The sequence below is a fragment of the Burkholderia sp. AU44665 genome (assembly GCF_030504405.1).
GTDB lineage: Bacteria > Pseudomonadota > Gammaproteobacteria > Burkholderiales > Burkholderiaceae > Burkholderia > Burkholderia semiarida.
On sequence record NZ_JAUJRI010000001.1, the window covers coordinates 1,110,128 to 1,134,589 of the forward strand.

The 24,462-nt window shown below is 69.8% G+C and carries 11 protein-coding genes; 7 read left to right on the plus strand and 4 right to left on the minus strand.

Translation table 11 applies throughout. The annotated features are described in order from the left end of the window. Positions 1-43: 43 nt before the first annotated feature. From QZM15_RS04955 to QZM15_RS04970, 4 genes are all read right to left on the minus strand, one after another. Complete coding sequence (locus QZM15_RS04955) at positions 44-634, minus strand: hypothetical protein (protein ID WP_089465676.1); 591 nt, start codon at positions 632-634, stop codon at positions 44-46. Positions 635-745: 111 nt separating this feature from the next. Continuing rightward, entirely contained in the window at positions 746-1,069 is a 324-nt protein-coding gene (locus tag QZM15_RS04960; RefSeq protein ID WP_059585110.1) for a hypothetical protein, read from the minus strand. Between the two features lie 363 nt (positions 1,070-1,432). After that, positions 1,433-1,702 (minus strand): hypothetical protein, encoded by a 270-nt coding sequence (locus QZM15_RS04965; protein WP_179231784.1) that lies wholly within the window; start codon positions 1,700-1,702, stop codon positions 1,433-1,435. Positions 1,703-2,949: 1,247 nt separating this feature from the next. Then, entirely contained in the window at positions 2,950-3,873 is a 924-nt protein-coding gene (locus QZM15_RS04970) for an AraC family transcriptional regulator (protein ID WP_059584731.1), read from the minus strand. 180 nt (positions 3,874-4,053) lie between these two features. Between QZM15_RS04970 and QZM15_RS04975 the strand changes: the two genes are divergently transcribed. From QZM15_RS04975 to QZM15_RS05005, 7 genes are all read left to right on the plus strand, one after another. Beyond that, the gene (locus QZM15_RS04975; RefSeq protein WP_006480868.1) at positions 4,054-4,515 is read left to right on the plus strand and encodes a (2Fe-2S)-binding protein; all 462 of its coding nucleotides are present in this window, start codon (positions 4,054-4,056) and stop codon (positions 4,513-4,515) included. Between the two features lie 2 nt (positions 4,516-4,517). Next, positions 4,518-6,728: a xanthine dehydrogenase family protein molybdopterin-binding subunit gene (locus tag QZM15_RS04980; RefSeq protein WP_060968688.1), complete on the plus strand. Its 2,211-nt coding sequence runs from the start codon at positions 4,518-4,520 to the stop codon at positions 6,726-6,728. Positions 6,729-7,176: 448 nt separating this feature from the next. Next, positions 7,177-7,575, plus strand: a complete 399-nt coding sequence (locus tag QZM15_RS04985; protein ID WP_089465678.1) for a winged helix-turn-helix domain-containing protein — start codon at positions 7,177-7,179, stop codon at positions 7,573-7,575. A 391-nt stretch (positions 7,576-7,966) separates the two neighbouring features. After that, positions 7,967-9,124 (plus strand): type III secretion system cytoplasmic ring protein SctQ, encoded by a 1,158-nt coding sequence (gene sctQ / locus QZM15_RS04990; protein WP_302105962.1) that lies wholly within the window; start codon positions 7,967-7,969, stop codon positions 9,122-9,124. A 3-nt stretch (positions 9,125-9,127) separates the two neighbouring features. Then, on the plus strand, positions 9,128-9,802 hold the full coding sequence (sctR, locus tag QZM15_RS04995) for a type III secretion system export apparatus subunit SctR (protein ID WP_302105963.1): 675 nt from the start codon (positions 9,128-9,130) through the stop codon (positions 9,800-9,802). After that, the gene (locus tag QZM15_RS05000) at positions 9,802-10,584 is read left to right on the plus strand and encodes a lytic transglycosylase domain-containing protein (protein WP_302105964.1); all 783 of its coding nucleotides are present in this window, start codon (positions 9,802-9,804) and stop codon (positions 10,582-10,584) included. Before sctR ends, QZM15_RS05000 begins: the two co-directional genes overlap by 1 nt. 276 nt (positions 10,585-10,860) lie before the next feature. Continuing rightward, positions 10,861-24,423 carry an LWXIA domain-containing protein gene (locus tag QZM15_RS05005; RefSeq protein ID WP_302105966.1) on the plus strand — a complete coding sequence of 4,521 codons (13,563 nt, stop codon included), beginning with the start codon at positions 10,861-10,863 and terminating at the stop codon, positions 24,421-24,423. Positions 24,424-24,462: the final 39 nt, after the last annotated feature.

Below are 24,462 nucleotides of genomic sequence, written 5' to 3' on the forward strand. Positions count from 1 at the left end.
AAAAGAGACCAGCGTCGCTGGGAAACTGGCCCCCCACACCTGACTAATGACTGCTCCCGGTCGCGCTCGAGTCGGCCTGGCTTCCGCCCGATGCGGACGGCGAACCGGCCGGACCGGTACTCCACGCGGTCGACGCGTTGGTGTGATTCGAGCCCGCGATTGCGCCCGACCCGCCCATGCCCGTCCAACCCGCGGCGCCGGCGTTGGCCATGCCGTGGTCGTTCGCGCCCGTGGCCGTGTAGCGGTTCGCGCCGAGTACGATCGTGGCGGTCACCCCTCCCGAAAGCGCATTCGCGTTCTCGTTCGTGCTGCCGTTTCCGGCGAACGAGCCTGCGGCACCGATACCGCCGCCTGCCGCGAACGCGCCCCCGTTCGTGCCCCAACCGCTGGCCGTCGAAGTCGAGTTGTGATACGCGGACGCCGTGCCGGCGGAGCCAGCGGGCGTCACGGTACTGCCTGCATTCGCGCCGGCCGTCGAAGTCGAATTGCTGGTATAGCTGCCGGAGCCGACCAGCACCGAACCGGAAACACCCGCCGCAACGGATTGCGTCTGGTTGGTCGTGGACGATCCGGCCGCCAATGCAGCGGACGAAATGACGGTGAGCGCGGTCGCTAAAATGACTTTGGCTTTCATAGCAATCCCTTGCCGTGAGGAAGTTCGACGGTGGCGGAGCCGAGCCTGCCCGCACGCGGCAAGGCCCGGCCTCCGCACCGCCAGCCAATGACGAACGCTACGCGTCGCGGCTTAGTGGTGATACGTCCAGCCGGTCGAGCCCGCGTTCGCGCCGCTGCTGCCGCCTGCTTGTGCGCCGCCGAAGCCGAAGCCGCCGACCGTCGACGTTTGCGTGTGGTTCGTGTACGAGATCGAGCCGCTGCCGCCGTAGCCCGCCGTTGCACCGGCTGCACCGAGTGCGGAGCCGGAATCGGTCGCGGTGAAGTGGCCGAACCCGGTGACCCCTGCCATCGTCTGGCCACCGCTCGTCGAAGTGGTGCTCGACACCGTGCCGCTGCCAGCAAACGCTGCACCCGAAACCACCAGAACTGCTGCTGCAATCAGAAGCTTCTTCATGGTCGACTCCATAACGGCGTGGAGAGAATGAGCATGGAAGATCGCACGCCATCGATCCTCCTGCCTCGAGCAATCCTCAAAAAATAAGGATTGCTATCAAATCGGGAAATAATTATCGAATTGCAAACCTTCTAATTTATTTTTAGCCAGCCGAAGTCTAGTTTTATGTTTTCAATTTTTCCAAAATTTATGCGTAGGTGTTTTCTATTATTTTTATGAGCATTGATACGCTCTTGAAACACCCATGATTACATCAACCGGAACGACGCGCACATCCTTCCGGCTCGCGATTTTCAATACCCCATCCAAAAGCGACGCGCAAACCAGGCACCCGCTTTCCGAATTGAAAATTCGCGAATGTATTTAATACTGCAAAATGCGGCACGCGTTCCGCATATGCCCTTTAGCCGGGCGATAACGGGCATGCATTGCAGCCAGACGACATGTCTGCTCCCTGAGCTGACGGAGAAAGGCCTTCCGGATAATCCGGCCGACGCGCGTTCGATCTAGTCCGGCCGGCGCCGGCACTGGCCCGGCGCGATCGAAACGGCTCTGCACGGTTGAAGTGGAATCGGCGCGCTGTCCGGCATGAACAGCGTGGCCCATCCGGGAACGCTCGATGAAGTCGAGCATCGCTGTCGCCGGGTTGCGGCGCGCAACGGCAACCGCTCCAGCACGCGGCGCGCGCGGAGGGCGCGAAATCGGCAAGGCGCGACCGGCGACGCTGGCACTGCGTCGCAAGCGCTACCCCGATCAATCGGACTACCCCTATGGTGCGCAAGAAACGCGCGGATCAAGCCACTGCTTATAGTGTTCATCGCCGCTTCCCCGACTGGCTTATGACGAACTGGCCGCCCCCACATCGTTGTTGCATCGTGTCGACCGCTCGCCGGTGCGTCCTGTGTCGCAAACCGCATGCCATGCGATATTCCACCGAGCATTGCGCGCCGAAAACAGCCGCCAGGCCTGATCATTTCGCCGGGAATGGCATTTTTTGTTTCACGAATGTATCGCGATAACGGGACGTTCGCGGCAGTGATCCTCTAACAATGCGACGCAATGCGCTGATTTGACGGACGAATTCGGCGCGACAAGGCACGCCGGACACCCCTGCGAACGGTTGTTTCATAGTTGAGAAGCGTTTCGCGACAGGGCCGCTGGTTCACGCGCTTGCGCCGGCAAACCGCGTGTTGCAGCATGCCGGCAAACCTTCCATGACGCAGGACAACGCGGATCCAGTCGCTCGATGCCCGACGCCGAATGGCCGCCGATACGGCCGGAACGCCGATTCACTCTGAATTGGGAAACGGATTTGATTCATCCGTGAGAATAGCCACATGATCATGCAGCGAGAATGCTGCCGTCCGGCGCGTTGCGGCCGTAAAAATTTAAAAGGAAAAACATGCGATCCTGGCAAAAACGGGCGCATCATTTTTTCATTTCCATTCGATTCGCCTTTCATCCATAGCGCACCGACGAGTCATTCATTGAAGCGACATACTCGACCCACCATCCGCCTGATTCTCATCACTGAAACGTGCCGATTCAAAACGGCGCTCAGGTCGCCAATCTCGCGACAGCCTGGTTTATCGCGCACCTCGTCGTTCGTATCGGACCGCATCGATCCTGCGACCGACACGGACGCGTCACTGCCCCACCATGCACGCGCGAAACACGAACGTACATACCGAACGGTCAATGCGCGGCAGCGGCCGCACGCCAATCGGCGTGTCGGTGAAAAGGCGATGAAGATCACCACCGATCGATGCTCGCGTCGTTCAGGCATCGACGGGGTTGTCAGTGAAACCGGAGCGCCGCGCCGGCATTCCGCCAGGCGGCAGTCGTCGCGAATCGACAAGCGGCAACGGGCCGGCCGCCCGTCAGCCGAGCAGCTCCTTCTTCCGCAGATGCACGACGTCGCGCATCGGCGGCGCGCCGAACAGCCGGCTATATTCGCGGCTGAACTGCGACGCGCTTTCGTAGCCGACGACGGCCGCCACCGACCCGACGTCGCCGCCCTGCCGCAGCAGCAGCCGCCGCGCCTCGTGCAGCCGCAGCTGCTTCTGGTACTGCAGCGGGCTCAGCGTCGTCACGTGCTTGAAATGATGGTGCAGCGACGACACGCTCATGTTGACCGCCTGCGCGAGCGACTCGACGCGCATCGGCTCCGCGAAGTGATCGCGGATCCATTCGATCGCACGCGCGATCCGGTGCGTCTGGCTGCCGGCGATCGCCATGTGCCGCAGCCGCGTGCCCTGCCCGCTCGTCATCAGCCGGTACAGCACTTCCTTCTCGATCAGCGGCGCGACGACCGCGATGTCGGCCGGCGTATCGAGCAGCCGCAGCAGTCTCAACGCCGCATCGAGCAGCGGCGGCGTCAGCTCGGCGAGCGCGATCCCCTCGCCTTCCGGGCCGGCTTCGGGCTCGGGCAGCCGCATCTCGGCCGCGAGCTCGACGATGCGCTGCGGATCGAGCGTCAGCGACAGGCACAGGTACGGCGCCTCCGGCGTTGCACGCGTCACGCGCGACAGGATCGGCAAGTCGATCGACGTAATCAGGCAATTCTGGGTGTCGTATTCGTATGCCTGGCCGGCCACGATCACGCGCTTCGCGCCCTGCGCGGCGATCACCAGCGCGGCGCGCGACACGCCGCAGCCGAGGTCGACCGGCCGCGTGTGCCGATGCAGCATCAGGCCCGGCACGGCCGTCGAATGCGAGCCGTCGGCCGGCGCGAAGCGGCCGATCAGCGACGCCAGTTCGCGCCGGCCGGATTCGCGCGACGCGACGATATCGGTCATGTCCATGACGCATCCTCGAATGATTTCCCGTGTCGCGCGAGCATAGCGAAACGGCTCGCGGCGTGGCGGGGATTTGCAGGATTGTTCAATAAATTTGCAGGATTGGGTAGACGCAAAAAGCGGCTGCTCGCGCACACTCCCGGCTAACCTGCCCGTAAGGCGGGTTTTCCCCATGGAGACATAAAAATGCCTACCTCGTTTGTCCTGAACGGCAAGAACGTCACGCTCGACGCCGATCCGTCGATGCCCGTCCTCTGGGCGATTCGCGAACACGCGGGACTGACCGGCACGAAATTCGGCTGCGGCATGGCGCAGTGCGGCGCATGCACGGTGCATCTCGAAGGCCAGGCCGTCCGCTCGTGCGTGCTGCCGCTCGCCGGCATCGCGGGCAAGCACGTCACGACGATCGAAGGCCTGCAAAGCAAGCCCGCGCAGGCCGTGCAGGCCGCGTGGGTCAAGCTCCAGGTGCCGCAGTGCGGCTATTGCCAGTCCGGCCAGATCATGTCGGCCACCGCCTTGCTCGAACAGAACCCGAAGCCGACCGACGCGGACATCGACGCCGCGATGAACGGCAACCTCTGCCGCTGTGCCACCTACGCCCGCATCCGGGCCGCAATCCACGACGCGGCCGCGACGCTGGGAGCCTGACCATGACGATCGAACTCGACAATACCGGTTCGGTGCGCCCGTCGCGCCGCACGTTCCTGAAAGCCGCGGGGGCAACCGCCGCCGTCAGCCTGACGATCGGCTTCGACTGGGCCGGCCTCGGCCGCCGCGCGCTCGCCGCCACCGCCCCGGCCGGCGAATTCGCGCCGAATGCATTCCTGCGCATAACGCCCGACGGCGCCGTCACGGTCATCGCGAAGCACGTCGAAATGGGCCAGGGCGCGTATACAGGCATCGCGACGATCGTCGCCGAGGAGCTCGACGCCGACTGGTCGAGCGTGCGCGTCGAAAGCGCGCCGGCCGATGCGAAGCGCTATGCGAACCTTGCGTTCGGCACGATGCAGGGCACGGGCGGCAGCTCGGCCATGGCGAACTCGTGGCAGCAACTGCGCGAAGCGGGCGGCAAGGCGCGCGCGATGCTCGTGTCGGCCGCGGCGGCCCGCTGGAAGGTGCCGGCCGGCGAGCTGACCACCGCCAACGGCGTCGTCACGCACGCGAAGAGCGGCAAGACGGCCACGTACGGCGCGCTCGTCGCCGATGCGTCGAAGCTGCCCGTGCCGGACAAGGTCACGCTGAAGCAGCCGGCCGATTTCAAGCTGATCGGCCATCGCATTCCGCGCGTCGACGGGTCGGCCAAATCGAACGGCACCGCGCAATTCACGCTCGACACGACGTTCCCCGGCATGCGCGTCGCGCTGCTGCAGCGGCCGCCGCGCTTCGGCGCGACGGTGAAATCGTTCGACGCGACAGCCGCGAAGGCCGTGCCGGGCGTCGTCTCGGTCGTGCAGGTGCCGGGCGGCGTCGCGGTCGTCGCGACGGGCTTCTGGGCCGCGAAACAAGGCCGCGACGCGCTGAAGGTCGACTGGGACGAAACGAAGGCGGAAAAGCGCGGCTCGGACGAGATCATGCGCGAATACCGGCAACTCGCGGAGAGGCCGGGCGCGTCCGCGCGCAAGGACGGCGATGCCGATGCGGCGATCGCCGGCGCGGCGCGCAAGATCAGCGCGACGTACGAATTCCCGTATCTCGCGCATGCGCCGATGGAGCCGCTCGATGCGGTCGTCAAGCTGACGGCGAACAGTTGCGAGATCTGGGCCGGCGACCAGTTCCAGACGGTCGACCAGGGCAACGCGGCCAAGGTCGCCGGACTGAAGCCCGAGCAGGTGAAGATCCACACGCTGTATGCGGGCGGCAGCTTCGGCCGGCGCGCGAACGCGTGGTCGGATTACGTGGTCGAGGCCGTGTCGATCGCGAAGGCGCTCGGCGCGGACGGCAAGCCCGTCAAGCTGCAATGGACGCGCGAGGACGACATCCAGGGCGGCTTCTACCGGCCGATGTACTTCCACAAGCTCGACGCGGGCCTGACCGCGGACGGCCGGCTGGTGGGCTGGCGTCACCGGATCGTCGGCCAGTCGATCCTCGCCGGCACGCCGTTCGAGGCGTTCATGGTCAAGAACGGGATCGATGCGACGTCGGTAGAGGGCGCGGCGAACCTGCCGTACGCGGTGCCGAACGTGTCGGTCGAACTCACCACCGCGAAGACGGGCGTGCCCGTGCTGTGGTGGCGCGTGGTCGGCAGCTCGCACACGGCCTACGCGGTCGAGGCGTTCATCGACGAAGCCGCGCACGCGGCCGGCAAGGACCCGTACGCGTTCCGCCGCGACCTGCTCGCGAAGGAGCCGCGCATGCGCGCGGTGCTGGAGCTGGCCGCGCAGAAGGCCGGCTGGGATCCGGCCAAGCCGCTGCCGAAGGGGCGCGGGCGCGGGATCGCGGTGGCCGAGGCGTTCAAGAGCTATGTCGCGCAGGTGGCCGAGGTGTCGGTCGACGCGGACGGCAAGGTGAAGGTCGAGCGCGTGGTGTGCGCGGTCGACTGCGGAATCGCGATCAATCCCGACATCGTCGCCGCGCAGATGGAGGGCGGCATCGGGTTCGGACTCGGCGCGGCGATGCACAGCGCGATCACGCTGAAGGACGGCCAGGTCGAGCAGCGCAACTTCGACGGCTACCACGTGCTGCGGATGGCCGAGATGCCGAAGGTCGAGGTGCATATCGTGCCGTCGGCCGAGGCGCCCACCGGGGTCGGCGAGCCGGGCGTCGCGCCGGTCGGGCCGGCCGTCGCGAACGCGATCTTCGCGGCGACGGGCAAGCGGCATTACGTGCTGCCGTTCGATTCGGCGGATGGCGCGAAGGCTTGATCCCGATGCGATAGCGCGCCGGCCGCGGGCGGGGCATGCCCCGTGGCCGGCGCCGCTGTCGATGCAGGGTTCGATGTCGGCGGGAAGTTCATACAACCCATTGATTTAAAAACAAAATAAGGCAAACCCGGTAGAGTTCGATGTAGGGTTCGTTATCTGGCTGAACCATCATCCAGCCCGCCCCCGTAAACCATCCCCTCTCCCACGTTACGTCAGACGTAACGCCCGTAACGTCGGCGCGCCGATGCTACGTAACAATCCTTCACCGTCGATCCGGCCCTTTCACCGCCTGCCCGACGCTTCCCGTTAAAAATTCTTTTGAATTCAAGGCTGCCGGCCCCCTCTGCGCCGCTCCGCGCGGCCGCCACCACGTGACGATCCCGCTCCTGGCCCGGAAGTTGCAGCACAGGACCCGCAAACACTCCTTTACGGACATGCGAGGGCCACCATGGATTGCAAATACCTGTACATCGACAACATAAAAATCAACTTCGTCCGCCGCACGATCGAAATCGACAACAAGATCGTCGACGTGACGCCGCGCGAATTCGACGTCGTCGAATTCCTGCTCGACAACATGAACAAGATCGTGCCGCGGCAGGCAATCCAGGAAGCCGTGTGGGGCCGCGAGCTCGGCGTGTCGTCGCGCACGCTCGACACGCATATCTCGCGAATCCGTTCGAAGCTGCAGCTCGAACACGACAAGAATCTGCGGATCATCCCGATCTACGCGGTCGGTTATCGCCTCGTGCTGTTCGGTGCGGCGATGACGCACGTCGAGCGCCACGACGCGGCGCCGATCGTACGCGCGGCGCCGCAACCCGCGATGGCCGCCGACTACGCGTAACGCTTCGCCCGCGCGCCGCGCGTTCGCGGCACGCCGGCAACGCTTCCCTCACCGCGCTGCGCGGATTCACATTACCTCGCGGCTTGCCAGCCGGCCGCGGCCTGCACCCCGCCCGGCCCACCAGCCAGTCGCGCCCCGACCGCCGCCTCCGGGCGGCGGTTGCCTTTGATCGCCGGCCGTCGCGTCGCCCCTTCACCGCCCTCCGCCGCACTTCGTCACGCTTCGTAGCGTCCCGCTCCCGCCGTCTCCGCGCGATGGACGCGACTACGGATTCCGGCACGGCACGCGGCCATCGCCGTCCCTACAATCGACGCAGCAGCCGCGCGCCCCTCGGCGCCGCCGGCCCCAGAACAACCCGTCGAACCAACGCCGAATCCGCCCCGATCCCGCCGTGCCTGCGCTGTTCCTGACGAATGCCGACGCCGGCGACGCCGCGAACCGGGCCATGCCCGCCGCCTCCGAACTGCCCGCGGCCGCCGCGCCGGCCGCGGGCGCGCTCGACGCGTCGCCCTACCTGCCGCGCCTGTCCGCCGCCGCCGCGCGCGGGCTGTCGCACGCGTACTGCGCGACCGGCGCCGTTCCGGTCACGCTCGGCGAGCACGCATACGAGGTGCGCTGGCGCGTCGACGCCGAGCCGGCCGCCGACGCGCACGCGTACCGCTTCGTCGTCGGCCCGGCCGCCGGCACGCTGTGGATCGACCCCGTCGCGGAAACCGAATGGCTCGGCGAGGCGGCCGACCCGGCCGTGCCGGCCGTGATCCGCGCGGCGCTGCTCGCCGACCTCGCCGCGCCGCTCACGGCCGTGCTGCAGGCGGCGACACGGCAGCGCGTGGAGCTGCTGCCGCCGCCCGATCACGCGCCGGCCTGGCGCGCTTCGCCGGCCGCGCTGCGGTTCGAGCTGCGGCGCGCCGACGCCGCGTGGCGCTGCCACGGCGCGCTGCTGTTCGATGCGCCGGATGCGCTGGCCGTGTTCTTCGCGGCCGCGCCCGCCGCGCGCACGTCGGCAAGCGCGGCCTACGCGAGCCTGCCCGTGCCGCTCGTGTTCGAGATCGGCCGCACCGAGCTGACGACGGCCGAGCTGGCCGACGTCGTCAGCGGCGACATCATCGCGATCGAGCGCTGGCAGGCGCACGAGCAGAACCTGCTGTGCGTCGCGCGGCTGCCGGCCGCGCCGGCATGGGAAATCACCGGACGGCCGTCGGGCAACCGGCTGACCGTCGAACGAATCAGGGAGATGCCTTTGGAACCGACCCGCACCGACTCCGCGCCGCCGACGACGCACGACGCGCCGCCCGCCGACGCGCCGCGCTCGCTCGACGGCCTCGCTGTCGACCTGCGCTTCGAGCTGCCGCCCACGTCGATGCCGCTCGGCGAGCTGAGCGCGCTGCAGCCGGGCGCCGTGATCGAGCTGCAGCAAGGCATCAACCAGAGCGTGATCCATCTCGTCGCGAACGGGATGCTGATCGGCACCGGCCATCTGATCGCGGTCGGCCAGAAGCTCGGCGTGCGCGTGGTCACGCTGACGCAGCCCGCGCCGCGCGAGCGCTGAACGATGGGCAACCTGCCGAATCCGGTCGCGCTGATCGCGGTGATCGCCGCGCTCGGCATCGCGCCGTTCGCGGCGCTGATGGTGACGAGCTACACGAAGCTGGTGGTCGTGCTCGGCCTGCTGCGCTCCGCGCTCGGGATCCAGCAGGTGCCGCCGAACCTCGTGCTGAACGGCATCGCGCTGATCCTGTCGCTGTTCATCATGGCGCCCGTCGGGATGTCGATCCGCGACGCGCTGCAGGCGCGCCACTTCGATGCGTCGGGGCAGTTGTCGACTTCGGACATCGGCGCGCTCGCCGATGCCGCGCTGCCGCCGATCAAGGATTTCCTCGTGTCGCATACACGGCAGCGCGACCGCGAATTCTTCGTGCGCACGGCCACCTCGGTATGGCCGAAGCACCGCGCGGACGGCATCAAGGACGACGACCTGCTCGTGCTGGTGCCGAGCTTCACGCTCGCCGAGCTGACGAAGGCGTTCCAGATCGGCTTCGTGATCTATATCGTGTTCATCGTCGTCGACCTGCTGGTCGCGAACATCCTGCTCGCGCTCGGGATGCAGATGATCTCGCCGACGACGATCTCGGTGCCGTTCAAGCTGCTCTTGTTCGTCGCGCTCGACGGCTGGGCGCTGCTCGTGCACGGGCTCGTGCTGTCGTATCGGGTCGCCGGAGCCGGATGATGCGCGCACGCGCCCTGCGAACCGCCGCCGCATGCGTTTGCGTATTGATCGCGCTCGCGTGCGGGCAGCACGGCGTCGCGCATGCGGCCGGCAGCGCCGCCGGCTTCGCGCAACTGGCGCGCGCGTGCGCGCCGAACGTCGACCCCGATACGCTCGCCGCGCTGGTGCGCACCGAGTCCGGCTTCAATCCGTATGCGATCGGCGTGGTGGGCGGCCACCTGGCGCGCCAGCCGGCGTCGCTCGACGAGGCGCGCGCCACCGCGCGTGAACTCGCGGCGCGCGGCTTCAGCTACAGCGTCGGGCTCGCGCAGGTGAACGAGCGCAATTTCGTGAAATACGGGCTCGATGAAACGACGATGTTCGAGCCGTGCCGCAACCTGCGGGCCGGCGGCGCGATCCTCACCGAATGCTTCGCCCGCTCGTCGAATACCGGCCGCCCGGCGCAGGCCGCATTGCGCGCGGCGCTGTCGTGCTACTACAGCGGCAACTTCACGACCGGCTTCTCGAGCGGCTACGTGAGCCGCGTCGTCGCGAGCGCGCAGCGCAACGCGCACGAAGGCGGCGTCGAACCGATCCCGGTCGTGCGCGACGTGCCGCCGCCGGCGCGGCAGCGGCGCATGGACGCGGCCGCGACCACGCCGCCCGAACGCGCGCGCAGGCTGCCGTTGCCGGCCGCGTCCGCCGATGCGCCGTCGTGCCATGCGCGCCCGGTCGTGATGATGTGCCGCGGCTTGCCGGCGAGCCAGGCGAAGCGGCTGTGCGTGCAGTGTCTCGACCCGTGATCGCTTGATCGCGCGCGGCTCCGTGCGCTCGCACCCGCGCCGCTTTCAGGGGTCCGAACGACGGTGCGCGGCATGGCGGCCGCACGCCGGGCCGGCCTCGTAGTCCGCCTCGTAGTCCACCTCGTAGCCCGCGCGGCGCGCAGGCGCCGGCCGCTTCCCGCCGCTACGAAACTGCGGTGTTCCCGCTGCCGGGTGCATCCGTACACTCGAACGATCACGTCGCGGCGTGCAGGGCGCCGCGCGTGCCGCGCGTCGCGCGGTTCAACGGAGACGAGCATGCTGTTGATCGACGGATTGGGACTGGGTGTGAACTGGCAGCGCTTCCTGTCGGAAACGCTGAATCCGGTCGTGGCGCCGCCGCCCCCGCCGCCTCCGCCGCCGAAGAAGGACGATCCGGCGGCCGGGCCCGCGAATCCGAGCGCCACCCCGCCGATTCCCGTCACCGCGTCGCTGGCCACCGATCCGTCGAAGCCGACCAACGCCGAGATCCAGTCCGCGACGTCGCTGATCCAGAACATGGCCGCGCAATATACGGCGCCGCCGCCCGACATCACCGTCGAGAACGACAAGACGCGCGCGGTGCAGAAAGCGATCCAGGACGCGCAGACGAAGTACGACAACGCGTCGCAGACGCTACAGGGCGCGCAGAACGTGCTGCATCTGGTCAACCGCGATCCCGAGTCGACGGCCGACGACCGCAAGACCGCGCAGGCCGACTACGCGAAGGCGCGCACGGCGGCCGACACCGCGCAGCGCGAGCTGAACGTGACGACCGACGCCGGCTACATGATCCTGTACGGCGAACAGGCAAACGCCGACATGCCGGCCGGAATGAAGATCGACGACTCCGGCAAGGTGACGGACCCCGGCGACGCGCAGCACGCGGCCGACCAGCAGTTCAAGACGCTGCTGGCCGCCTTCCCCGACCATGCGAACGATCCGAACTGGGTACCGCAGCCGGGCGACTGCAAGAATCCGCTGCAGATCCGGCTCTACGACGATTGGCAGACCGCGAGCGCGAAGGCGGCCGTGGGCGCGTCGAAATACTTCGCGGACGTCGCGAATTCCAACCTCGCCTATACGCAGTTCCAGTCGTACCTCGCCGATCCGGACTACAAGGCCGCGCTCGATGCGGGCGTCGGGCGGTTGAACGACGCGCTGCAGCCGCTGGAGCTGCGCGTCACGATGCCCGACGCCCCCGCTTCGCAGGACGCCGCGCAGCAGGCCGTCACGGCCGCCGCGAAGGATGCGAACTACGCGAACGCCGCGTACGGCGCGGCCAACGACAGCCTGGCGCTCACGAACGCGCAGCAGCGCTACGATTCGGCCAGCGGCAAGGAAGGGCCGACCGTGATCGTCCCGAACGAGGTGTCGAACGCGAAGACCGCGCTCGCCCGCGCGCAGACGGCCGCGAACACGAGCGGCGGCTATCTGCAGATGCTGTCCGCGCAGCGGCAGGTCGACACGCTGCAGGCCGACTATACGAAGAAGCTGGACGCATCCAACGCGTGGCACAAGGACAATCCGCACGCGATGATCAAGGATCCGCAGGTCGATCTGGACCTCGGCGATGCGTATGCGAAGCTCGATCAGGCGAAGCAGCAGGCGAGCATCGCGCACGACGGCTTCGTCGTCGCGTACGGCGCGACGCTCGCGCAGCAGTACGACGATCAGGCCTCGCAGATCAAGGCGAAGGTCAACCCGCCATCGATATTCACGAAACCCGCGCTCCAGTCGCCGCTGCTGACGCCGTCGCTGTCGACCGCGAACGGCCTGCCCGGCCTGCCCGCGTCGTCGTTGTCGACGGCCGCGTCGGCAGCCCCCACCGGCACGCCGTCGCTGCCGAGCGCGTCGCCGCTGGCCTCGCCGACGTTGCCGGGGTCCAACGACGCGTCGTCGCTGCCCGCGTCGCCGCTGCTCGACCGCCCGTTCCTGCTGCCGCAATCGTCTGGCCCGTCCGCCGTGCAGGCGGGCCCGACGATGCTCGACGTGAAGCGCATGCAGACCGTCGCGGGCGCGATCCGCGCGGCCGACAGCCGGATGTCGGATTCGGTCAACGAGCGCGCGACCCAGCTCGCGCTGTCGCAGGCGCGCATCAAGCAGACGCAGGCGAAGAGCACGCTCGAGTCGGTACAGAAACAGTACGACGACTGGGCCGCCGCGAATCCGCCGCCCATGCGTTTTCGCGCCGTCGCGGGCGACGACATGATCCCGGCGCCGTCGGCGCCGCGCCCGAACCTGTATCAGGACCAGCTCGACAAGGCGAAGGCGGCCGTCACGCAGGCCGACAACGCGGTGCAGCGCCTGCAGCTGCTGAGCGAGACGTCGCATCAGCAGGTGCTGATGGACCGGTTCGACGCCGGCCTCGACGAACGGCTGCGCTACGCGGCGCCCGGCTCGGACGAGGAGAACGACTACAAGAAGGCGCTGCACGATTTCTACGAAGCACATCGCGGCGAATTGTCGAACTCGCTGCTCGACGCGGCCAGCGCGAGCACCAACAACGGCGGCACGATCGCGTTCGGCAAGCTGACCGACAACGAACAGCGCAACCTGATCGGCGTCGCGCTCGGCATGCAGCCGGACGTCCGGAACGATGCGGCGTCGGGCGACGGTTCGGACCCCGTATCGCCGACGAAGGACGACGTCGCGCGCTACACCGACAAGGAAAAGCTCAAGACGATCAACAGCGTGCGCGACAAGCTGCTGGAGATCGGCGGCGGCGCGACGACGCAGGTCAGCGTGTTGCCGATGGTCTACGCCGCCAAGGAGGCCGGCATGACCACCAGCGCGCTGTTCAAGGTCAGCGGCAAGGACGGCACGCAGTACGTCGACGAGACGGCGAGCAACTACGACGACATCAACGACTACATCGACAACAACGAGCTGTCGACGGACGGCACGGTCGACATCGCGACCGGCCACAACGCGGACGGCACGCTGCAGCTCGTGTCGAAGGCCGCGCATCACGAAAGCGGCTTCGACAGTTTTCTGAACACGCTGACCAGCACCGGCCTGAACATCGGCATGATGGTCGGCGGGATGGCGCTCGAAGGCCTCGGCACGCTGCTCGACGGCACCGGCATCGGCGCGATCGTCGGCGTGCCGCTGAACATCCTCGGCGCGGGGATGATGTACACGGCGATCGGCGCGACGATGACGAGCGCCGGCCTCGATCTGGCCAACCGCGCCGACCACGGGCGCAGCCTCAATCCGTTTACCGACCCGGGCGCACGGGCCGACTTCATCAATCTCGTGCCGATGGGCGCGGCGGGCGCCGCGAAGCTCGCCGGCAGCAAGCTGTTCACGCGCGCGGTCACGACGCTCACGCGCACGCCGAAGGTCGCGTCGGTGCTCGCCACCGGCGCGCGGACCACTGCGGTCGTGACGGGCGTGGGCGGTGCGCTCGAGGCGTTCGGCGAAGCCGGCTACGACTATTTCGTCACGGGCGACAAGAAGGCGGCCGGCGAGCAGCTCAAGTCCGGGATCACCAACGTCGCGCTGATGGCGGCCGGCGGCCTCAAGGAACGCGCGGTGACGTCGGTGCGCACGCGCACCGGCCGGCCGGTGCCGATTCGCGGGGCCGACGGCAAGACCGTCGCCGTCGACAGCCAGACGATCGGCCGGATACTCGAGAGCGGCGACGCGTCGTCGCTCGCGGCCGGCCGCACGCGCGTGACGCTCGACGGCGAAGCCGTCAAGGTGTCGCCGGACGGCACGCTGCGCGTGGGCGACAAGGTGCTCACCTACGACAACACGCCGATTCGCGTGCTCGACCGCGCATCCGCGAAGCGCCTGCCGCCGGGCAAATCGGTGGTGCTCGGCGAAGACGGCACGCTGTCCGTCGTATCGGTGTCGCCGAAGGCATGGACCAACGGCACGCGCGTCGACGACGTGACGGGCACCGGCGAGCGCATGTCGTTCGGCCCCGACGGCGAGATGAGCGTGACGCCGAAGATCGTCGCGAAGACGCCGCTCGACGTGCTGCAACACGTGCTCGACCAGGCGAGCGACGCCTACCGGCAGACGGCCGCCGGCGCGCAGGCGCCGCGCCGCCTCGCGCAGACGGCGGCCGAAGGCGAAGCCGCGAGCGTGTCTGCCGATGCGCGCAGCACGCGACGCACCAGCGAGGAACGCGCCCGCGTGCAGCAGCAGCGCGACCAGACCGATGCCGAACGCAGCACGACCGCGAGCACCAACCGGCGCAGCGCCGATACGCAATCGATGCGCTGGCGGCCGGTCGCGGCCGACGAGCCGGCCGGCCCGGGCACGCGCGCGAAGCCGGACGGCGCGCCGCCGCGCGTCAACGCGAAGGTCGTCGATCTGACGGAGGACGCGCCCATCACGCGCGCGGCGACGTCCGATCCGGCCGGCATCGCCGTACCGCGCGGGCCGCGCGCCGAGGCGATGGAGCTGGGCGATCGCACGGTCTACGTGGTGCGCAGCGGCGCGACTCCCGACGCGCCCGGGGCGCGGCCATCGTCGCCGCGCCCGCAGGATCTCGAGGAACCGGTGATCGTCGTCGCCGGCGAACACGACGCGGCGCTCGCACCCGAGCTCGCGAACCGCTGGCAGAAGCCCGTCTATGCGGCCGCGCCCGACGCATTCGGTGCGGACGGCCAACTGCGCGCGGACGCGCGCGTGCTGCGCTTCGATCCCGCGCCGGAGACGGCCGCGGCCCCTGAAGCCGGCCTGCCGGACGGCATCGCGCCCGACGAAGCGCCGCCCACGTCGCCCCGCGCGGCCGCCGACGACACGGTGATCGTGCTGGCCGGCAAGCGCGGCCCGAACGAACCGGCGATGCCGCGGACGGCCGCGCCGCCCGAGCCGGTCCATGCGCTCGACGGCGTGTTCAGCGCGCCGAACCGCGTGCTCGTGCTCGTCCAGCCGGAACGCGCCGGCGCGCCCGAGCGAATGGCGGAGCACGACACGGCCGCGGCGGACCGCGGCGCACGCGCGCTCGACGACGCGCACGGCCAGGCCGCCCGCGCGCCGGCGGGCGGCGAACGTCGCACCGCGGCGAACGACGACGTCGGCCTCGCCGCCGCGCACCCCGAAACGACCGAGACGGCCCCGCCCGACCACGGCGCATCGAAGCCGGGCTGGGTCACGCGGATGCAGATGCGCTTCGGCGGCGCGGCGCTGCCCGAAGCCGCGCAGGCGCTCGCGATGCAGTCGGGCACGCTCGCCACGCAACTGCGCATGCTGCAGGACGCCGGCTGGCGCGTGACGCTCGGCAAGCGCGGCGGCGGCGGCCGCATCGACCCGCGCAAGCGCCGCGTGACGATCGACGGCGCGCTCCAGCATCCGGGCAGCATCACGTACACGCTCGCGCACGAGGCGCGCCATGCGGTCGAGGCGATGGCCGGCGTGCTGAACCTCGACTACGGCAACCGCAGCCGCTTCACGCGCAAGGCGCTCGAAGCCGAGGCCCGCGCGCAGATCAACGCGTTCGAGGCACGCTACGAAATCGAGCTCGCGGGCGGCGGCGACATTGCCGCGCACGTGCGCCTGCCCGATGCGATCGAACGCGAAGGCGCCGCGTGGCGCGCGCCGTCGCACGACTATGCGGGCACGGTCGGACGCCTCGTCGACGCATTCGCCGATGCGCCCGTGTCGGGCCGCGACGGCGAGACCTACCGCGACTTCTACGACGACGTCTGGTCACGCCAGAAGCGCCGCGGCGGCATCCCGCGCCGGATGCCCGCGCCGCAGACGCACGAGATCGGCGACGCGCCGCGCGGCGTGCGCGGCTTCGACGAACGCGTGGCATGGAGCCGCGCGCATGCCGAATATGCGTCGCCGTTCGGCGACGGGCCCGTGCCGGCGGTGGCCGACCTGCAGGCGGCGCGCAGCCGCCACTTCACGATGCTGCAGGACCAAGGCGTGCTGATGCTGCACGCCGATACGCTGGCGGACGGCTCGCTGCTCTCGGGCGGCCGGCCGGCCGGCGTGCATGAATACGCGCTCGACCAGGCGCCGTCGTTCCTGGTCAAGGACGGCTATTCGATCGTGCTGTCTGCGAAGCACGGTGGCGATGCAGCGGCCGCCGGGCTCGCGAATCTGTGGCAGCGGCCGGTATATGCGCCGCCCCCGCACGCGGTCGGCGAACGCGCGGCGCTGCTCGACACCGGCGTGTTCCGCCGCTACGACCCGGCACCCGCGGCGCCGCACGATCTCGGGCCGCTCGCGGCCGATGCCGAAGGCGTGCACGTCGAAGGCAATCCGGCCGCGCGGATCGACGTCGAGCGTCACGTCGGCGAACTGCTCGGCGCCGGCGCCGAGAAAACCGTGTTCGCGCTCGGCCACGATGCCGCGCTCGCGGTGTACGACACCGGCCCGCATACGTCGGAAGCCCGCCAGATCGACGCGGCGATCGACGAGAGCATCGCACTCGACGATCTCGCCTCGTACGGCCTGAAGACCGTGACGATGGATGGGCCGTTCTCCGCGCTGAACCGCGTCGCCGTGCTGTACCGGCCGCTCGGCGTGTTCCACAGCTTCGGCTTCGAGACGGGCGCGCTGCCGCGCGTGGTGTCGCGCGCGGCGCTGGAGCACATCCAGCGGATTCGCGACGTCGTCGAACGCACGGGCATCGGCTTCGACCTGCAAGGCCTCTTCACGCGCGGCGGCGATTTCCTGCTGAGCGACCCCGGTGCGATCGGCATGGGCGCGAGCGAGCACTTCGCCGCGCTGGAGCGGCTCGCGGTGATCGAGCGCGCGCTGACGCAAGGCCTCGAGCGCGGCAATATCGAACTCGCGCATCCGCGGCTGGCGGAAACGCCGCCGCCCGATGCGTTCGTGCAGAAGCCGTCGGTCATCACGCGCGTGCGGATGCGCTTCGGCGGCGCGCCGCTGCCGAAGGAAGCGTACCGGCTGATCGACGCATCGAGCCTGCTGTCGCAGCAGCTTCGGCTCGGCGCCGACGCAGGCTGGAAGGTCGTGCGCGGCAAGCCCGGCGGCGGCAGCAAGATCGACACGCGGCGGCGGCGCGTCACGATCGACGGCGGCCTGCAGTCGGCCGGATCGATGGTCTACGTGCTCGCGCACGAAGCCCGCCATGCGCTCGAGGCCGCGACCGGCACGCTCGGGCTCGACTACGGCTCGACGCAGCGCTACGTGCGCAGCGCGCTGCTCGCCGAGGCGCGCGCGCAGGTCAATGCATTCGCGGTGCGCGACGAGATCCGCGCGAACCTCGGCGTCGACATCGGCCGCCACGTCGCGCTGCCCGAGGCAATCGCCAACGAATACGGCCGCGCGCGGGCCGGCGACGCCGCGTCGCTCGCGCGCCTCGCCGACGCGTTCGAGCACAGCCCGACGTCGCTCGACGGCGGCGTGACCTACGGCGAGCTGTATCGGCGCCATGCGCAGGCCGCGCGGCGCACCGGCGTCACGATGCCGGCGCCGCGCGACACGGCCGCGACGCTCGCCGAAGAAACGGCATGGTCGCGCGCACGTCCGGTGAAGGCATCGCCGTTCGACGGCAAGCCGGTCGCCGGCGTCGACGCGCTGACGCTCGACCGCTCGGGCCCGCTGTCGTACGACCGCGACGGCCGCATCGTGATCGTGCATGGCGTCACCGATGCGCAAGGCCGCCTCGTCGATCCGCACGGCCGGCCCTACACGCCGGTCGAGGTCACGCTCGCGCACCGCTCGGTGCTCGGCCTGCCCGGCTCGTCGGTGATTCTGTCGGCCCGCAACGGCCGCGACGCCGCCGCATGGCTCGCGAACGTCTGGCAGCGCCCCGTCTACGCACCGCCGACGATCGCGGTCGGGTTCGGCGCCGAGGCGCGGCTCGGCCACACGAACGCGTGGCTGCGCTACGATCCCGCGCCGCACCAGCGCCCGGAGCTGGGCGCGCTCGACGTGGACGGCAACGGCGTCCACGTGAGCGGCGATCCGGCCGCGCGCGTGCCGGTCGAGCGCTTCACCGGCGCGGCGACCGGCGCCGGCATCGAGAAGACCGTGTTCGAACTGGGTCGCCGCAATGCGATCGGCCTCTACGAAGGCACGGACAATCGCGCGATTCTCGACCACATCGAATCGATCCGCCTCGAACAGGAAGGCCTCGCGGCGCTGCGCGCGCACGGGCTGCGCACGCTCACGGTCGGCGGCCCGTTCTCGGCATTCGATCGCGTGGCCGTGATGTACGCGCCGTTCGCGTCGCTGAGCAGCCACGACGTGATGGCCGGCGTGCTGCCGGCGCGCGTCACTCGCGACGCATTCGCGCAGCTCGACCGCGCGCGCGACGTCACCGCGCGGCACCGCCTGTACTACGACTTCGAAGGCGTGTTCGACGCGCACGGCGACTTCTACCTGAGCGACCCGTCGACGGTCATGACCGATGCGCCGAAGCTGAACGTCGAAGGCATCGTCCGCGAGATCGGCGCGCTGCGCGCGACGCTCGAGGACGGCATCGCGCGCGGTGCGATCGAGCTCGCGCATCCCGGCATCACCGAACACCTGCCGCCCGACGCGTTCGTGCAGAAGCCGTCCGTCATCACGCGCGTGCGCATGCGCTTCGGCGGCGCGCCGCTGCCCAAGGCCGCCCATGCGCTGATCGACCGCTCGAGCCTGTTGCGCCAGCAGGTCGCGCTGGCCGGCGAGGCCGGGTGGAAAATCGTGGTGGGCCGGCCCGGGCGCGGCAGCCGGATCGATACCGCGAAGCAGCGGATCGTGCTCGACGGGCAGTTCCACGGCAGCGGCACGCTCGTCTACACGCTCGCGCACGAAGCGCAGCACGCGGTCGAGACGATCACGCGCCGCCTCGCGCTCGACCGCTCGTCGCCGGAGGCGCTGACCGACAGCGCGCTGATGGCCGAGGCGCGCGCGCAGGCGAACGCGTTCGCGGTGCGCCGCGAAATCCTCGACGATGGCGGCATCGACATCGCGCGGGACGCCCGCCTGCCCGACGCGATCGCACGCGAAGCCGACCACGTGCTGCCCGGCGACGAAGCCGGGCTGCGCCGGCTCGCGGCCGCATTCGGCGACGCCGCGCCGTCCGTGCCGGGCCACGCGACCTATCGCGCGTACTACGCGAGCCAGGCCGACGCGATGCAGGCGCTCGGCATGCCGCGCGAGATGCCCGCGCCCGCGCCGCAGCCGGCGTCGAACGCGCCCGTGCCCGCGGCGACGGCGGACGCCGCAAGCCGCCAGCATGCGCTCGATCACCTCGCGTCGCACGGCAAGCGCGACCTGATCCGCATCGACGGTTCGCAACTCGCGTCGCTCCAGCAGATGAAGGATGCGTTCGGCACGAATGCGCACGTGCTGATCGCGGAGCACGAACCGCGGCCGGAGGCCTCCATCGACGCGCGCCACGCGCAGCCGAAGTTCGTCGCGAGCATGCGCACCGACGAGAACGGTACGTTCGTCGACAAGGCGTCCGCCGATCCGGCCGTACCGATCCGCGACGCGGTCTATCGCGCGCTGAAGGACAACGGCCAAGCGGAACGCGCGGACGTCGATTTCTACGTGTCGCCCGTGTCGCTCGCGGAACTGCGCGAGTACGGCGGCGCCGCGCGGATCACCGCGCGCAGCGACGGGCGCGCGTGGGAAGCCGAACAGGCAGGCGCGACGCCCGGCGCGAACGTCGTCACGACGCTGAAGTCGCTCGCCGACGCGCCGCGCTTTCGCCGGCCGAAACAGGCAGCGAAAGCGGCCGGCGACGGCGCGACGCTTTACGCGATCGACAAGGAAACCGGCACGGTGCTCGGCTACGCGACGCGCAACGCCGCGCACGACTGGACCTATCACGAATCGACCTCGCTCGGCGACGCGACGATCGCGCCGCGCGATCTCGGCGCCGCGTTCCGCCGGCGCGCGCGCAACCTGTCCGGCGGCCGGCGCGGCGTGCGATTCGTCGTGACGGACGTCGCGCACGACACGGTCGAGCGCTACGGCGGCTTCGCGCCGGCGGAGCTGCGCAAGGCGCTCGGCGACGAGAAGCCGCCGATGCAGAAACTCGGCACGCGCGTGCAGCGCGGCCTCGCGAAAGCCGATCCCGGCGTGCGCCGCAAGATCGCGGAAATCGAGGGCGCCGACAGTCCGTTCCTGCCGCCGAAGCTCGTACCGGACAGCGAGCAGCTCGCGATCGACTTCAGCGGCGCGAACACGCTGCACCTGATGCGCGCGCTGGAGCTGAAGGCTCTTCGCGGCGATCACTACGTGTACGTGTACGAGACCGATCATCCGGTCGCCGAATCGCTGCACACGCGCCGCGGCATCATCGCGATCCACGACGGCAACGCGCGCTGGTACGACGACGCCGAGCAATTGCGCGACCGGCCGGACGCGGGCCGCCCGCTCGACGAGATGCCGCTCGGGCGCGGCCCGTTCGGCGCGAACCAGCACTTCCTGCTGTCGACGCTCGCGCCCGATGCGTTCGACCCGCGCGCGACCGCCACGCAGAAAGCCGCGCTCGCGCAACGGCTCACGCAGTTGCTCGACGAGAAGTCGTATTTCGATGCGCTGCCGCAGAAGTTCGACCTCGCGACGCGCTGGATCCGCACGCAGATCGCCGGCCAGATCGATCGCGTGAAAGCCGCGCAGGCCGACCTCGCCGCCGCCCAGCAAGCCGCGCGGCAGGCCGCGCAGCAGGCGGGCGGCGCGACGGGCCCCACCGGCCCCGCCAGCCGGGTGCGCAATGCGCTGCGCGGCAAGGGCCGCCGGCGCAACCGCCGCGCCGCGAATGCGTCGAACGCGTCGAACACGCCGGCCGCGCCCAAGCCGCCGAAAACGCCGGCGGCCAAGCCGCTGACGCTGCGGCCCTACCAGCCGAGCCTCGGTTCGAGCACGGTCGCGGAATGGGTGATGCGCTACGGCGCGGCCAAGGTGGCCGACTGGTTCCCGACGGTCGACCGCGTGAAGGCGCTCGCCGCGCGCAGGCACCTGCCCGATGCCGGCGGTCTCGCGCTGACCGACGAACCGCAGACGATCCTGGCCGACGCACCGATGCTGAAAGCGCTCGGCATCCCCATCGGTCTCGCGCGCGAGGTGTCGAGCATGCCGTCGCGCGGGCCGGTGGCCGATCCCGGCGGCGATCACAACCGGTTCGTGAAGTGGATGCAGGCGTACGCCACGCGCCACAGCGCGGCCCGCATGATCGACAAGCGCGCGATCCAGGCGTTCGTGCGCGCGCCGGCCGAGATCCAGGACCGCGTCGCGCCGATGGCGCGCGCGTTCAACCTGCGCGACGATCCCGCGCTCGCGGTGCGCTACGTCGAGCAATACGGCGGCGCGATGCCGGTGGTGTCGATTCCGGTCGATCCGCACACGCTCGCGGCCGCGCGCGGCGGCAAGCACGATCCGGCGTTCATCCGGCGCGCCCGCCAGTTCGGCTCCCCGATCGGCGCGCGCTACAACGAGGCCGACGCGACGATCACGCGCGAGGCGCCGGACGGCACCACGCGCACGCTCGAGCTCGACGACATCGCGCATCTGCACAAATGGCTCACCGCGGCGTCGCGCCATGGCTTCCAGCTTCGTCTCGAAGCGGCGTCGGGCCGCCCGCTCGTCTCCGCGGACGACCGCCGCACGATCGCCGGCACCAACGACAGCTACGCCGAATACACGCGGCTCATGACGTCGTTCGAGACGTGGTCGCACGATCATGCCGGCGAGCCCGCGCCGAACGTGATGCTGAGCTTTCACGGGTGGGACGCCGTGCTCGAACCGGTGCCGGGCGCCGGCCACGTCGAGCTGCTCGATGCGCTGCTCGACCGCAAGGCGATCGACTGGCTGCACGTCGGGTTGTCGTACGGCACGCACGGCGCCGACTTCATCGCGAACCAGGACCTGACGCGGGCGCTGGCGGAACGGATCGTCGACTATTACCAGACCGACCGTCACGGCAAATTCGCGCGGCTGCACGGCGCCGATGCGCTCACGCGCGTATTCGAACCGGTGAGCCCCGAGACGTTCGCGAACCAGCAGCAGGTGCTGTTCGCGGAAATCGCGCGCATCGGCAAGTCGAAAGGCCTGTCCGACGACGCGCTCGCGACGCTGCGCGGCGAACTGTACGAACGCAACACGACCGCGCTCGTCAACCAGGCGCGCAAGGCGACCATCGAGCATGCGATGACGCAGTGGGCGTCGGCCGATCATCCGCCCGCCACGCGCACCGAAAAGCTCGCGCGCCGCTTCGGCGAACGCTGGCTCGCGGAAACCGGCAGCCGCGCGCCGGCGCGCGGCACCGTCGTGTCGACCGCCGATCCCGCGGGGCCGCTGCCCGACAGTCGCGCGTACTGGCAATCGGTGGTCGAGCGCGAAGCGCTGAAGAACGATCCGTCGAAGCCGATCAGCGTCGGCCGGCAGATCGCGGCGAACCCGAAACAGGCCAAGATGATCGAGGAGCTGCAGGCGCTCGCGCAGATCAACGCGCTGCGCGTGCATCGGCCGTCGTTCCGCAAGGCGGAGCTGTGGAAGTCGATCGGCTTCAGCTCGCTCGTCACCGGCGCGGGCGCGCTCGTGATCGCCGATACGCTCGGCGCGACGCACGTGCTGCGGCAGGACATGCTGGGCAGCGCGACGTCGTCGTTCCTGCTGGGCTCGCGTCTGGGCCGCGTGTTCCAGGTCATGCACCAGGGTGCGGTGCGCAGCCTGCAGGCCGGCGATCCGAAGGCCGCGCAGGCGGTGCTCACGCGGCTCGAAGTGACGCTGTCGCGGCAGTTGCGCTCGGGCGCGCACGATTACGGGCAGAACCGGCGCGCCCAGCTCGAACAGATCTCGAACGAAGCGCGGACGCTGGCCGCGCAGTATGTCGAACTGAACCGCGTCGGGCTGATGAGCTTCGACGACGCGACCACCCACATCAAGGCGCTCGCCGCGGACGTGCTCGCGCAGATGCAGGGCACCGTCGGCGGCACGTCGCTGCAGCAGCTCCATACCGGCAACCCGCGTCACCTGTTCGGGATCGCGGGCCGCGCGGGCGCCGCGATCACGTCGACCGCGACGCTCGCGGTCGGCATCAGCGGCGTCGTGCACGCGCACGGGGCGTTCGATCTCGCCTACGGGTCGGCCGCCATCGCGAGCGGCGCGTTCGGCGCCACGTATGCGGGGCTCGTCTATACGATCGGCGCGCACCGCGTGAATGCCGACAAGCGCAGCCGCATCGTGCGCTTTACCGATTCGGCGAGCGACTTCATGGCCGTCGCGTACGGCGGCCTCGGCACCGGCGTGCAGTGGAGCGGCGGCCATTACGACCTCGCGATCGCGACCGGCGTGTCCACCGCGCTGCTGCTCGGCGGGCGTCTGAACACGCATTTCCCGAACGCGACGCCGCTGATCAACAAGATCCCGACGGCCGTCGTCCTGATTCCGGTCGGCGCGTTCGCGTACAAGCTGATCGAAGGGCTGTGGACGACGTTCTTCGGCTCGGGGTCCGGTTCGTCGAATCAGTCGAATCAGTCGAATTCGTCGCAATCGAATCTCGCGCCCGGTGCGTCGGCGAGCGCGTCGCCGAGCGCTTCGGCCAGTCCTTCGGCGAGCGCTTCGCCAAGCGCGACGCCAAGCGCTTCGGCGAGCGCTTCGGCGAGCGCATCACCCGGTACGCCGCCTGCCGCGCCGGCTTCGCCGTCGGCCAGCGCCACGCCGTCGACCGCGCAGCCGTCCGGGTCGCCGCAGCCCTACATCGTCGTCGCCGGCGATTCGCTGTGGGTCGTCGCCGACCGGCATCGCCAGTCGCTGCTCGACGCCGCACACGTGTCGCGCGCCGATCAGCAGGCGATGACGCGCGGCGAGCAGGACAGGCTCGCGCTCAACGAGATCCTGCAGCTCAATCCGTCGGTGTCAGGCGATCCGAACCGCCTGGCGGTCGGCACGCCGCTGATCGTGGGCTGATATCGGCGCGCGGGCCGCGTGGCGCCGCGCGCGCCGGTC